The following is a 12780-nucleotide window of genomic DNA, read 5'->3' as shown; positions in this document are numbered from 1 at the left end:
GTCGTCCGTTGCGTGCGCGGGGTGTTGCGCGGGCGCAGGAGCGACGGCGCCGCTGTCGTGCGACGACGGGTGTGTCGTTCGGCAGCGGCGCCGCGTGGTGCTCCGGCCGCTGTTGCGGAGCGACGCCGCTGTTGTCGAGCGACGACGGCGCAGTCGTTCGTTGCGTGCGCGGGGTGTTGCACGGGCGCAGGAGCGACGGCACCGCTGTCGTGCGACGACGGGTGTGTCGTCCGACAGCGGTGACCGAGGCCCACCGCAGCCGCCGCCACTCCCGCACGGCGACACCGGCGCCGGGCGACTCAGGGGCGGAAGCGCCCCTCCTCGACGTCGCGCCAGAAGCGACGGCTCCGCACGTACGCCGCAGGACCCGCCGGGAAGCCCCGGAACTCGTGGTACGCCAGGGACCGCGGGATGCTCGTGGTCGAGGCCTCCGTGACGGTCTCCGGCGCCGCGTCCCGCTTGCCCGCGAGCCGGGTGACGAGCTGCTTGAGCTTGACCCTCGCGGCGATCGGCATCAGGCGGGTGAGGGCCGTCAGGTGACGCCGGTCCTTGACGATGAGCGCGCACATGAGCGCGGTGAATCCGACGCCGTTCGAGTGCAGCTGGTGGTGGAGCCCCTCGAGGTCCGCACGGTGCGTGTGGTGCACGACGGCCTTCGGCTCGAAGCCGATCCGACCGCCGCCCCAGAGGATGTCGATGAAGATCGCGAGGTCCTCACCACCGCGCGCGGGGACACCGGCGCCGAGCACGGGGTCGAACCCGCCGGCGGCACGGAACGCCGAGGTCCGGACGGCCCAGTTCGCGCCGGCTCCGTAGCCGCCGATGCCGTACACGGCGAAGTGCTTCAGGACACGGCCGTCGGGTGCGATCGCGCGGGCGCGGGCGTTGCGCATCGCACCGGGGACGTCGTCGGGGACGATCGTGACCGGCTCGAAGGTGCGCTCGCCGCTGAAGCCGCCGTAGTACGCCTCGTACCAGATCTGCGCGGGCGTGGCGAGCTCCTCGGGGAGGATCAGCCCGGTGACCGCGGACAGCGCGGGCTCGCGGACGAACCGGGAGCCGATCATCCGGAGCCACTGCGGGCTGATCCGGACGTCGTCGTCGGTGAACGCGATGACCTCGCCCTTCGCCGCCGCGACGCCCGCGTTCCGGCCGGCCGAGCAGCCCGGGCGGCGCTCGACGACGAGGCGGACGTTGTGCCCCTCGAGGATCCGGGGGAGCTGGTCGTCCGCCGGCACCTTGACGCGGTTGTCGACGATGATGACCTCGTACCGCGGGTAGTCGAGCTGCTCGAGGACGGCCAGGAGCGTCGTGATGGTCTCGATGCGCGCGACGATCGTCGACACGACCACCGAGATGAGCGGGAGGTCCTCGTCCGGCACCGGTGCCGACGCCTCGGCGCCAGCGGCGGCGCCCGCCGTCTGTGCCACGAGCGGCTCGACGGCGCGTCGGGCGTCCGCCGGGTCGTCGGTGAGGAGGACGTCGAGCGTCGTCACCGGGAAGCCGCCGCGGTAGCCGACGACGAGCGCCGAGGAACCGCGGTCGTCGGCGACGAGCTCCGGGAGCGGTGCGTCGAGGTCGAGGCTGACGACCCGACGCGGTCCGGGCACGGTGACGGGAGAGATCAGGGCCATGTGCGGGACGCTACGGACGCTGCGGGCAGCGGACAACGGCGCGGACGGGCGACGGCGGGGTTCGTGCGGAACCCCGCACCGCCACCCGATCGCCCCGCACGACGCGATCCCAGGATTCACGGGAAAGTGAGCGCGCACTTTCGGTCGTTTCGCAGAAACCTCCCGTCGGAAGGTCATCACGACCAGGTCACGGTACCAATGCAACCGGTTGCGGAACGTCGGAGCTGGGCGTAGTTTGCTCCGTCAGCGGGCAGTGCCGCCTGCTCCAGGCAGCGTCATCGCACCCGATCGGTGCTCCTGGTGATCTCGATGAGGAGACAACCCCGTGAAGACAACACGTGCCAAGGTGCGGTTCGCCTCGGTCGCCGGCATCGCCGCGATCGGGCTCGTGCTCACCGGCTGCTCGAGCGGCGGGTCCGCGAACTCGGGCGACGCCCAGAACGGCCAGGACAGCCGCGGCCCGATCACCTACGTGCAGGGCAAGGACAACTCGAACGTCGTCCGCCCGCTGATCGCCAAGTGGAACAAGGCGCACCCGGACGAGAAGGTCACCTTCAAGGAGCAGTCCGACCAGGCCGACCAGCAGCACGACGACCTCGTCCAGCACTTCCAGGCGAAGGACGAGAACTACGACGTGGTCGACGTCGACGTGGTCTGGACAGCGGAGTTCGCCGCGAAGGGTTGGCTGACGCCGCTCACCGGCAAGATGAAGATCGACACGTCGAAGCTCCTCCCGGCGACCGTGAAGACCGCGACGTACAACAACACGCTGTACGCGGCTCCGCAGACGTCCGACGGCGCGCTGCTCTACTACCGCAAGGACCTCGTCAAGACCCCGCCGACCACGTGGGACGAGATGATGCAGGACTGCTCGATCGCGAAGAAGGCGGGCATCGGTTGCTACGCGGGCCAGTTCGCGAAGTACGAGGGCCTGACCGTGAACGCCTCCGAGGCGATCAACGGCTCCGGCGGCTCGGTGCTCAGCAAGAGCGGCTCGCCCGACGTCGACACCTCGGACGCCAAGGCCGGCCTGCAGAACCTCGTCGACGCGTTCAAGGACGGGAACATCCCGGCCGAGGCGATCACGTACCAGGAGGAGCAGGGCCGCACCGCGTTCGAGGACGGCAAGCTCCTGTTCCTGCGCAACTGGCCGTACGTCTACAGCCTCGCCAAGACCGACGGCTCGTCGAAGGTGAAGGACACCTTCGGCATCGCCCCGATCCCCGGCAAGGACGGCACCGGTGCGTCCACGCTCGGTGGCCACAACGCCGCGATCAGCGTGTACTCGAAGCACAAGGCGACCGCGCACGACTTCCTGGAGTTCCTGGAGTCGAACGAGACGCAGAAGTTCTTCGCGACGCAGGGCTCCCTCGCCCCGGTCGTCGGTGACCTGTACACCGACTCCGAGCTGACGAGCAAGCTCCCGTACCTGCCCACCCTGCTCAAGTCGATCGAGTCCGCGGAGCCCCGCCCGGTCACGCCGTTCTACCCGGCCGTGACGAAGGCGATCCAGGACAACACCTACGCGGCCCTGAAGGGCTCGAAGAGCGTCGACGAAGCCCTGAAGGACATGCAGGCGGCGCTCAAGACCGCCACCAGCAGCGGCAACTAGCCGTCATCGGTGGCGGCCGCCAGCCGCCACGACCGACGGACGGGAGGCGCGGTGCCAGCCGCACCGCGCCTCTCCCCACCGGCACGGCCCGGTCGTCGCTCCGCGACGGCCGGGAACCGGCGGCGTGGGCCCGGTCCGCCCCCACTCGCGTCCCGACACACCCCGGCAAGGAGGCCGTCACGTGTCAGCAGCAACCGAGATCCCCGCCGCCATCCCCAACCCGACGGGGATGGAGCCGCCGAAGCGGCGCAAGGGCGGCCTCAACGCCGAGCACGGCCGATGGGCCGTGTACCTCATCGGCCCGACGATCGTGCTCCTCGCCGTCGTCATCGGCTACCCGGTCGTCAGCGCCGTCATCCAGTCGTTCCAGCTCGACCAGGGCCTCGACAAGGCGACGGGGCTGTTCGTGCAGGGCGGCTTCGCCGGCGTCACGAACTACGTCCACTGGCTCGCTCAGCAGTGCGGCAACACCACCTGCCCGCCCGGCAGCATCGGCTCCCAGTTCTGGGTGTCCATGGGCAACACGTTCTTCTTCACCGTCGTGACCGTCGCGCTCGAGACCGTCATCGGCGTGTGGATGGCGATCATCATGAACCGCGACTTCAAGGGCCGCGCGTTCGTCCGTGCCGCGATCCTCGTGCCGTGGGCCATCCCGACCGCCGTCACCGCGAAGCTCTGGTACTTCATCTTCGACGCGAACGGCGTCCTCAACCACGTCCTCGGGCAGCAGATCCTCTGGACGAGCGGCGAGTGGGCCTCCCGGTGGGCGATCATCATCGCCGACACCTGGAAGACGACCCCGTTCATGGCGCTGCTCATCCTCGCGGGGCTCCAGCTGATCCCGGAGGAGGTCTACGAGGCCGGGAAGATGGACGGCGCCTCGACGATCCAGCGCTTCTGGAACATCACGCTCCCGCTCGTCAAGCCCGCGCTCATGGTCGCGATCCTCTTCCGCGTGCTCGACGCCCTGCGCATGTACGACCTGCCCGCGATCCTCACCGGCGGTGGCGGCGGCTCGGGCAACGCCACGACCACCCTGTCGATCCTCGTGGTCGACCAGGTCCGGCAGGGCTTCAACTCCGCATCGGCCCTCTCCACGATCACGTTCCTGGTGATCTTCATCGTCGCGTTCATCTTCGTGCGGTTCCTCGGCGCCAACGTCGTGCAGACCCAGGCCGCCCAGCAGAAGGGGGAGCTCAAGTGACCCTCGCAGCCGACCGTCCCCGCTCGTTCGCGGGGAGCCGCGACCGTGCGACCGACACGTCGCAGGTGCGCGTCAAGCGGCACCTCGGCCAGAAGTGGCGCACGGGCGTCCAGGCCGTCGTCATCGCCGTGTGGTGCCTCCTGCCCTTCTACTGGATGATCGTGACGAGCTTCCGCGACGTCGGGTTCACCTTCGACCCGACCCCGTGGTTCACGCACTTCACGTTCGCCAACTACACGACGGCGTTCTCGACCGCACTCGGCAACCACCTCGGTCGTGCGCTGTTGAACAGCCTCTTCATCGGCGTCACCGTGACGATCATCGCGCTGCTCGTCGGCACGAGCGCCGCCTACGCCCTGGCCCGGCTCGAGTTCAAGGGCAAGTCGCTCATCGCCGGTGCGATCCTCGCCGCGTCGATGTTCCCGGGCGTCGCGCTCATCTCGCCGCTGTTCCAGCTGTTCACCGACATCGGGTGGATGGGCACATACCAGGCCCTGATCCTGCCGAGCATCTCGTTCGTGCTGCCCCTGACCGTCTACACGCTCGCGAGCTTCTTCCGCGAGATGCCGTGGGACCTCGAGGAAGCGGCCCGCATCGACGGCTGCACCCGCATCGGAGCGTTCCGGCGGATCATCCTCCCGCTCGCCGCACCGGCCGTGTTCACCACCGCGATCCTGGCCTTCATCTCGTCCTGGAACGAGTACCTCATCTCGTCCCAGCTCTCGTCCGACGCCACCCAGCCGGTGACGGTCGCCATCGCGTCCTTCGCCGGGTCGCAGCCGCACCAGGAGCCGTACACGGCGGTGATGGCGGCCGGCACGATCGTGACGATCCCGCTCGTCATCCTCGTGCTCGTGTTCCAGCGGCGCATCGTGGCGGGTCTCACCGCCGGCGGCGTGAAGGGCTGACGACGATGGCGCAGCGTGGACCCACCCGTCCGACCGCCCGCATCGAGGAGGCCATCGGCTTCGTCGGGATGTTCGGTGTCCTGTTCCTCGGTGTCACGGTCTTCTGCGAGGTGACCGGTCGACCGGCGCTCGGTTGGGCGCTCACCCTCCTCGTGACCGTTGTGGCGATCGTGCTGCTCGACCGTTGGCGGGTGTCCGTGCTCCGTCGGCACCGCGACGCCACCGGCGAGGTCGACGGGATCGGCGCAGCGCCGGCCCGGACCGCGCCGCCCCGGAGCGCGCCGGACGGGCACGCGCACGTCGGCTGGGACGAGGCCGCAGCCCCCGCGCGTCGGACCAGCCGCGTCGCGCGGGTGACCGTTGCGGACCGGTCCGCACCGGTGGACCGGGCCGGCCGCACGGCGGACGCTGGTCGCCCGGCGGGCGGGTGACGCGCCTCCAGGCCGGACCCATGGGCATCCAGGAGATCGCCACCGTCACCGGACTGTCGAAGTCGACCGTCTCCCGCGCGCTGCGCGGCCTGCCGTCGGTGGCCGGCCCGACGATCCAGCAGGTGCGGCGAGTCGCCGACGAGCTCGGGTACGTGCCGAGCTCGGCGGCGGCCGGCCTCGCCACCGGCCGGCAGCGCGCGGTGGGCGTCGTCGTCCCGGTGATCGACCGGTGGTTCTACGTGAAGGCGCTCGGCGGGGTCGACGCGGAGCTCCGGCGGGCCGGCCACGACCTCGTCCTCTACAACCTCGGCGGCCCCGGCGGTGACCGCGACCGGGCGTTCCGGCGCTCGATGCTCCGGCACCGCGTCGACGCGCTCGTGCTGCTGTCGCTCGTGCTCGACGAGACCGAGCGCGCCGAGCTCGAACTCACCCGGCACCCCATGATCGTGATCGGCGGACCGGCTCCCGGACTGCGGAACGTCGGGGTGGACGACGCGGTCGTGTCACACCTGGCGGTCCGGCACCTCGTCGGGCTCGGGCACCGGGCGATCGCGTACATGGGCGGGCAGGACGAGGACGGCATGAACGTCGCGGTCCCGTACCTCCGGCACGACGGCTTCGTCGACGCGATGGCCTCGTCCGGCGTCGATCCCCGTCCGACCTGGATGGTCGACGGCCGCTTCTCGTTCGCGGGCGGGGTCGAGGCGGGTGCTGCCCTGCTCGCCGACCCGACGGACCGGCCGTCCGCGGTCTTCTGCGCCTCGGACGAGATGGCGCTCGGGCTGCTCCTCGCCGCGAGCCGGGCGGGTCTCCGCGTGCCGGAGGACCTCTCGGTCATCGGTGTGGACGGGCACGAGTACGGGGCCACCGTCGGCCTGACGACGATCGCGCAGGACCCGGAGGACCAGGGGCGAACGGCCGCACGGGCGGTCCTCGCCGAGGTGGAGGGATCGTCGACGGGGCCGCCCACGCCCGCGGCGGCCGAGCTCGTGGTGCGGGGGACGACGGCGCCGCCGCGGTGAGCGCCGCCGCCGCGGTGAGCGCCGCCGCCGCGGTGAGCGGCGGGAGTGGAACCACGGATCCCACGTCGAACCGACGTGCGGACCTGGTTCCACGTCGCATCCGTGGTTCGATCCGGCGCACCTGCCCCGCCATCCCGCCGCCCCGCCGACCGGGAGCACGCGTAGGGTCGCGGCATGGAGGTCACGAAGCTCGAACACGCCTGCCAGGTGCTCACCCGCGACGGGGCACGGCTCGTCCTCGACCCGGGGAACTTCACGCGTGCGGTGGACGTGACGGACGTCGTCGGCGTCGTCGTCACGCACGCGCACCCGGACCACGTCACGCCCGAGCAGGTCCAGCGGATCCTCGCCGCGAACCCGGGCGCCGTCGTCATCGGCCCGGCCGGGGTCGCCACCGCGCTCGCCGACGCCGACATCGCGGTCGACGTCGTGACCGACGGGGAGGGGCGCACCGTCGGGCCGTTCGACCTCACGTTCCACGGCACGCGCCACAACGTCATCCACTCGAGCATCCCGGTCATCGACAACACCGGCGTGCTCGTCGACGGACGGTTCTTCCACCCCGGCGATGCCTACACGGTGCCGCCGGTCCCGGTCGAGGTCCTCGCGACCCCGATCGGGGCCCCGTGGCTGAAGATCGGTGAGCTCATGGACTGGGTCGCCGCCGTCGCCCCTCGGCGTGCGTACCCGATCCACGAGGCGACGCTCTCCGACGTCGGGCTCGACATGCACGTCGGCCGCCTGCGCGAGGTGGTCGAGCCCGGCGGCGAGGTGACGGTCATCGCCCCCGGCGACACCGTGACCGTCTGACGACGCTCGCCGACGGGCGGACGGGAGGCGCGCCTCCCGTCCGTCACGTCGGGCGCGACCCGACGGGGTCGGCCCAGGCGTCGTCCCGCCACCCGGACCGCGCGATCCGCACGACCGTGCGGCCACACGAGGTCGGGCGGCCTCCGAGGACCCTCGGCACGGCACACCCGGGCGACACGCCTCGTTTTGGTGAGGAGCGGGCGCTGTGCCATACTTGTCGAGTTGTCGGAACGGCCCCATCGTATAGCGGCCTAGTACGTCGCCCTCTCACGGCGGTAACGCGGGTTCGAATCCCGCTGGGGTCACCACAGGTGGCTAGCCTCCGAGTCCGACAACGAGTGCGTTCGGCTCCCGAGTCGGACCACGGCCCCATCGTATAGCGGCCTAGTACGTCGCCCTCTCACGGCGGTAACGCGGGTTCGAATCCCGCTGGGGTCACCACGGAACGCCCCGCTCCAGCAGGAGCGGGGCGTTCGTCGTTCCCGGGACGCCGCGGTGCACACACGCCGTCGTCCGGGCAGCGCTGTGGGCGTCCGGCGTCGCCATCGGTGCGCTGCTGTGTGGGTCCGCCGTCGTCGGGGTGGCGCACCCACGGGCAGGACGTCCCCGGTCTCGCGTACGGTGAGCGCGTGGAGTTCCCGGGGGAGGCGGATGACGTACGCGGTACGTCGTCCTCTCCGGGGTCACCCCGGGGTACGCAGGTTCAGCAGGACACCACGCCCCGAGCGGGCAGGCGCGCTCCGCGCGCGACGCCGCACGGAGGCACCGACGGGTCCCCCGGGAACGCCACGCCCCTCCACGTGATCGCGGTCGCCCTCGCGGACGGGTTCCTCGCCGCGGACGCGTGGGACCTGCCGACGCTGCGCGCAGCGGGCTTCGACGTCGTCGGGATCGAGCGCGTGTTCGTCGGCGCTGCCGTGGTCGCCGCGCTCGAGGCGTTCCCGCGACCCCCGACCGACGCTCCGGGCTCGCTCGCCGCGGTGCTCGTCCGGACCCCGAGGCTCGTCTCCGAGCACGGACGCCGGACCCGGAGGCGACCTGTCCGGGTGCTCGCACGCACCGTCGTCCCGGTCCGCGCCGCTCGGCACGTCGAAGGGCCGCTGCTCGTCGACACGCTGCCCGAACTGGCACGGGCGCTCGACCTCACGGTGGGACGGCTCCTCTGGCTCGCCGACACGAAGGGCTGGAACCGACACGCCGAACCGGATGGCCCGCTGCACCACTACCGGCACACGTGGACGGTCCGGCCGGGCCGCACTCCGCGGCTGCTCGAGGCCCCGATGCACCTGCTCCGCCGGGCGCAGCGCACCGTCCTCGACGAGTTGTTGACGACCATGCCGGTGCACGACGCGGCGCACGGGTTCGTCCCGGGTCGGAGCGTCGTCACGGGCGCGGCCCTGCACGTGAGGACCGAGGTCGTCGTGACGATGGACCTCACCTCGTTCTTCGCCACGGTGCGGGCGCCGAGCGTGTACGGCGTGTTCCGGAGCGCCGGGCTCGCCGAGCCGGTGGCGCACGTGCTCACCGGGCTCTGTGTGCACGAGGTCCCGCCGCACGTCCTGCGCGCGATGCCGAGCGGCGGCGGTGGGTCGCTCGACGAACGGGTCGCCCTCCGTCGGGCGCTGGCCGAGGCACACTTGCCGCAGGGGGCGCCGACCTCGCCGGCGCTCGCGAACCTGGTCCTCCGACACCTCGACGCCCGGCTCGCAGGCTGGGCCGCGGCGGCGGGAGCGACGTACACGCGGTACGCCGACGACCTCACGTTCAGCGGGGGATCAGCGCTCGCCGGTCGTGTGGACGCCTTCGTCGCCGGCGTCGAGCGGATCGTGCGGGACCAGGGGCACGAGGTGAACCCCCACAAGACCCGGGTCCGGCGTCGCGGGGTCCGGCAGGCGGTCACCGGCGTGGTCGTCAACGACCGGTCGTCGCCCGGTCGCGCCGAGGTCGACCGCCTCCACGCCATCCTGCACAACTGCGTCCGGTCCGGTCCGGCGTCGCAGAACCGGGACGGACACCCGGAGTTCCGGGCGCACCTGCTCGGTCGGATCGGCTGGGTCGGCCAGACGCACCCCGCTCGGGCGGCGCGGTTGCGCGCGGAGTTCGACCGGATCGACTGGCGCTGACCGAGCGCTGCCTGGCAGGGTCGGACCATGCCCTCCGCCGTGCAGCTCATCCGGTCCGCAGCGCTCAGCGACGTCGCGGAGTACGCGTACGCCGCGACCGCACCGGCGGGGGCACGGCTCGTGTTCCTCGCCGGTGCCTGCCCCCTCGACGCCGTCGGGAGGACGGTGGCGGTGGGGGACCACGCCGGGCAGGCCGCGCAGTGCGTCGCGAACCTGGAGACGGCGCTCGACGCGGCCGGTGCGACGCTCGACGACCTGATCAGCACCCGTGTGCTCGTCGCGTCGTCGCGGCAGGCGGACCTCGTGTCCGCCTGGGAGGTCGTGCGTCGGGCGATGGGGGACCACGACGTCCCGAGCACGCTGCTCGGCGTCACGGTGCTCGGGTACGACGACCAGTTGGTGGAGATCGAGGCGGTCGCGGCCGTCGTCGACTGAACGGGGTGCGCGTCAGCCGACGAGCGCGGCGGCGAGCCGGTCGGCTGCGGCAGTGTCGGCCTGGGGCAGGAAGAGCGACGGCTCGACCAGCTCGACCTCCAGCACCAGCGAGGACCCGTCGTCGGCACGCACGAGGTCGACCCGCGCGTACGGCAGCACCCCGAACCGCTGGCGGACGAGGTCCATCGCCGACGTGGCGACCTCGACCTGTTCGGCGCTCGCCGCGTGCGGGGTGTTCTCCTCAGCGGCGAACAGTCCCTCGATCAGGGCTGCTTCGGGCAGTGCGACACGCTTGCTCGCCGCGTGGCTGTACGCGCCGCCGAGGAACACGAGCGGCCACTCGCCGTCGCGGGGCACCGACGCGACGAACGGCTGCACGAGCACGACCTGCCCGGCGTCCTGCAGGCTCCGGACGTGGGCGGCAGCGGCGGCGTGCTGGTCCGGGCCGTACGACGCCGCCCCGCGGCTGCCGGCACCCACGGCGGGCTTCACGACGAACCGGCCGTCGGGGAACACCGGGGTCTCGCCGGGCGGGACGAAGCGGGTCGGCGTGATCGGGACCCCTGCGGCGTCGAGCTCGCGGAGGTACTGCTTGTCGGTGCTCCAGAGCACCGCGGGCAACGGGTTGACGAGCTCGGTCTGCTGCTCCACCCGGCGCAGCCACGCGACGAACTCGTCGAGCCGGTCGTCGTAGTCCCAGGTGGACCGCAGGGCGACCCGGTCGTAGGCGGACCAGTCCACGTCCAGATCGTCCCAGTCGACGACGTCCACCACGACCCCGGTGCGGCCGAGGGCCGCGAGTGCGAGGTCCTCGTCCTCGTCGAGCCCGCGCGCGGGGGCGGTGGTGACCCAGGCCAGGGAGGAGATGCTCACCCGCCCAGTCTGTCGGCTCGGGCCGTGTCCCGCGCTACAGTGGGTCCGTCGTCAGACCCGGCAGTGGGGCCTGCCGGACCCAACCGCGGCCGAGCCGCCAACGGTCCCTATCCCGAGATGAGTCGCACGCGCCACGGTGCTGCGTGCTCGGCGATAGGAGAGCCATGCCCCCGGAGCGACCCGCGCACCTGCGCTGGCGGTACCTCGGTCTCGTCGCCGCCGGCGGTGCGATCGGCACCGGCGTCCGTGCCGTCCTCGCCGCCGCGTTCCCGCCCGGCGCCGGGATCAGCTGGACGATCCTCGCGATCAACGTCGTGGGGGCGTTCTGCCTGGGCCTGCTCCTGGAAGCGCTCGCGCATCGCGGCCCGGACGTCGGTCGGCGCCGGACGCTCCGGCTGTTCGTCGGTACGGGTGTCCTCGGAGGCTTCACCACGTACAGCACCCTCGCGGACGACACCGCGCAACTGCTCGACGCCGGTCGCTGGGCGGCCGGCAGCGGGTACGCGCTCCTGTCGGTCGTGCTCGGACTCGCGGCCGTCGTGGCCGGACTGTGGGTCGCCGCGCGCCTGCGGCCCCGTCCCGCGGGAGACCCCTCGTGAACCCGCTCGAACTGCTGCTCGTCGCCGTCGGCGGCGGCATCGGTGCTGCGCTGCGCTTCCTCCTGGACGGTGCCGTGAAGGCGCGGGTGACCGGGTTCCCGCTCGGCACGCTCGTCATCAATGTCTCCGGCTCGTTCGTGCTCGGGGTCCTCACGGGGGCCGGTCAGTCCGGCGCGCTCGCGCTCCCGGTGGTCGCCGTGCTCGGGACGGGCATGATGGGTGGGTACACGACGTTCTCGACGGCGAGCGTCGAGACCGTGCAGCTCCTCCGATCCGGCAAGTCCCGGCTCGCCGTCCTGAACGGCCTCGGGATGCTCGTCGTCTCGGTCGGCGCAGCCGCGCTCGGCCTCCTCATCGGAAGGAACACATGACCTCGGAACGCCCCGGCGAACTCGTCCTCGTCCGTCACGGAGAGACGGACTGGTCGAAGAGCGGGCAGCACACCGGCCGCACCGACATCCCGCTCACCGAGAACGGCGTCGAGCAGGCGGAGCGGGCTGGTCGGTACCTCGCGGACCGCACCTTCGCGCTCGCGCTGTCGAGCCCCCTGCAGCGTGCTCGGCGCACGGCTGAGCTGGTCGGTGTGGACCCGGAGCTCGACGAGGACCTCTACGAGTGGGACTACGGCGCGTACGAGGGACTGACCACGCCGCAGATCAAGGTGCTGCGCCACGGGCCGTGGGACCTCTGGACCGACGGAGTGCCCGCCGGGGACACGCCGGGTGAGAACGCGGCCGAGGTCCGGGTCCGCGTCGAGCGCGTCCTGAACCGCGTCCGACCGGTGCTCGCCGAGGGGGACGACGCGATCGTGGTCGCGCACGGGCACGTCCTCCGTGCGCTCGGCGCCGCCTGGATCCGTCTCGCGCCGCAGGACGGGGCGGTGCTCAAGCTCGGCACCGCGACGGTGAGCTCGCTCGGCTACGAGCACGGCCGACCCGTCATCGACTCCTGGAACGTCCAGCCGCGCGACTGAGGCTGGGTTATCGACCTCGCACCGTGCGAGGGGGTTGCGTTCCGGTGCTGGCTTCCACACACGGTGCGGGGCGCGCGCGCCTGCACCGTGTGCGGGGCCTCGCACCGTGTGTGCAGGGCTGGTCGCCTCGCACCGTGCGTAGCCGCACGGTGCCGC

13 protein-coding genes and 2 tRNA genes are annotated in these 12780 nt (G+C 72.1%); 13 read left to right on the top strand and 2 right to left on the bottom strand.

Features of this window, described 5'->3' with window-relative positions; all coding sequences use genetic code 11:
• Nucleotides 1–299 precede the first annotated feature (299 nt).
• Nucleotides 300–1634, bottom strand: coding sequence for a glycosyltransferase (locus ACSW7Y_RS12085; protein ID WP_438126524.1), 1335 nt, complete (start codon nt 1632–1634; stop codon nt 300–302).
• 325 nt (nt 1635–1959) lie between these two features.
• On the opposite strand from ACSW7Y_RS12085, the gene ACSW7Y_RS12080 reads away from it, so the two are divergent.
• The 10 genes from ACSW7Y_RS12080 (at nt 1960) to ACSW7Y_RS12035 (ending at nt 10179) form a co-directional block, all read left to right on the top strand.
• A complete protein-coding gene (locus ACSW7Y_RS12080; protein WP_438126523.1) occupies nt 1960–3246 on the top strand; it encodes an ABC transporter substrate-binding protein in 1287 nt (428 codons plus the stop codon).
• A 229-nt stretch (nt 3247–3475) separates the two neighbouring features.
• Entirely contained in the window at nt 3476–4450 is a 975-nt protein-coding gene (locus tag ACSW7Y_RS12075; RefSeq protein ID WP_438126525.1) for a carbohydrate ABC transporter permease, read from the top strand.
• Nucleotides 4447–5358 carry a carbohydrate ABC transporter permease gene (locus ACSW7Y_RS12070; protein WP_438126522.1) on the top strand — a complete coding sequence of 304 codons (912 nt, stop codon included), beginning with the start codon at nt 4447–4449 and terminating at the stop codon, nt 5356–5358. The genes ACSW7Y_RS12075 and ACSW7Y_RS12070 overlap by 4 nt, the downstream gene beginning before the upstream one ends.
• A 5-nt stretch (nt 5359–5363) precedes the next feature.
• Nucleotides 5364–5789 carry a hypothetical protein gene (locus ACSW7Y_RS12065; protein ID WP_438126521.1) on the top strand — a complete coding sequence of 142 codons (426 nt, stop codon included), beginning with the start codon at nt 5364–5366 and terminating at the stop codon, nt 5787–5789.
• A gap of 20 nt (nt 5790–5809) precedes the next feature.
• Complete coding sequence (locus tag ACSW7Y_RS12060; RefSeq protein WP_438126520.1) at nt 5810–6811, top strand: LacI family DNA-binding transcriptional regulator; 1002 nt, start codon at nt 5810–5812, stop codon at nt 6809–6811.
• Between the two features lie 174 nt (nt 6812–6985).
• Complete coding sequence (locus ACSW7Y_RS12055) at nt 6986–7621, top strand: MBL fold metallo-hydrolase (RefSeq protein WP_438126519.1); 636 nt, start codon at nt 6986–6988, stop codon at nt 7619–7621.
• Between the two features lie 232 nt (nt 7622–7853).
• Nucleotides 7854–7929, top strand: a tRNA-Glu gene (locus ACSW7Y_RS12050).
• 57 nt (nt 7930–7986) lie between these two features.
• Nucleotides 7987–8062: transfer RNA gene (locus ACSW7Y_RS12045), tRNA-Glu, on the top strand.
• A gap of 359 nt (nt 8063–8421) precedes the next feature.
• Nucleotides 8422–9744: a reverse transcriptase family protein gene (locus ACSW7Y_RS12040; RefSeq protein WP_438126518.1), complete on the top strand. Its 1323-nt coding sequence runs from the start codon at nt 8422–8424 to the stop codon at nt 9742–9744.
• A gap of 27 nt (nt 9745–9771) precedes the next feature.
• Nucleotides 9772–10179: a RidA family protein gene (locus ACSW7Y_RS12035; RefSeq protein ID WP_438126517.1), complete on the top strand. Its 408-nt coding sequence runs from the start codon at nt 9772–9774 to the stop codon at nt 10177–10179.
• A gap of 12 nt (nt 10180–10191) precedes the next feature.
• On the opposite strand, the gene ACSW7Y_RS12030 is transcribed toward ACSW7Y_RS12035, so the two are convergent.
• Complete coding sequence (locus ACSW7Y_RS12030) at nt 10192–11052, bottom strand: ATP-grasp domain-containing protein (protein WP_438126516.1); 861 nt, start codon at nt 11050–11052, stop codon at nt 10192–10194.
• 164 nt (nt 11053–11216) lie between these two features.
• On the opposite strand from ACSW7Y_RS12030, the gene ACSW7Y_RS12025 reads away from it, so the two are divergent.
• From ACSW7Y_RS12025 to ACSW7Y_RS12015, 3 genes are read left to right on the top strand one after another with little or no spacing between them, the layout of a single operon-like run.
• Nucleotides 11217–11651 carry a fluoride efflux transporter FluC gene (locus tag ACSW7Y_RS12025; RefSeq protein WP_438126515.1) on the top strand — a complete coding sequence of 145 codons (435 nt, stop codon included), beginning with the start codon at nt 11217–11219 and terminating at the stop codon, nt 11649–11651.
• Complete coding sequence (gene crcB, locus ACSW7Y_RS12020; protein ID WP_438126514.1) at nt 11648–12022, top strand: fluoride efflux transporter CrcB; 375 nt, start codon at nt 11648–11650, stop codon at nt 12020–12022. Before ACSW7Y_RS12025 ends, crcB begins: the two co-directional genes overlap by 4 nt.
• Nucleotides 12019–12624, top strand: coding sequence for a histidine phosphatase family protein (locus ACSW7Y_RS12015; protein WP_438126513.1), 606 nt, complete (start codon nt 12019–12021; stop codon nt 12622–12624). Before crcB ends, ACSW7Y_RS12015 begins: the two co-directional genes overlap by 4 nt.
• Nucleotides 12625–12780 lie beyond the last annotated feature (156 nt).

The sequence above is a fragment of the Curtobacterium flaccumfaciens genome, assembly GCF_051548005.1.
Lineage (GTDB): Bacteria > Actinomycetota > Actinomycetes > Actinomycetales > Microbacteriaceae > Curtobacterium.
The sequence above is the reverse complement of the archived record's forward strand: the minus strand, read 5'-3'. Positions and strand labels throughout refer to the sequence as shown.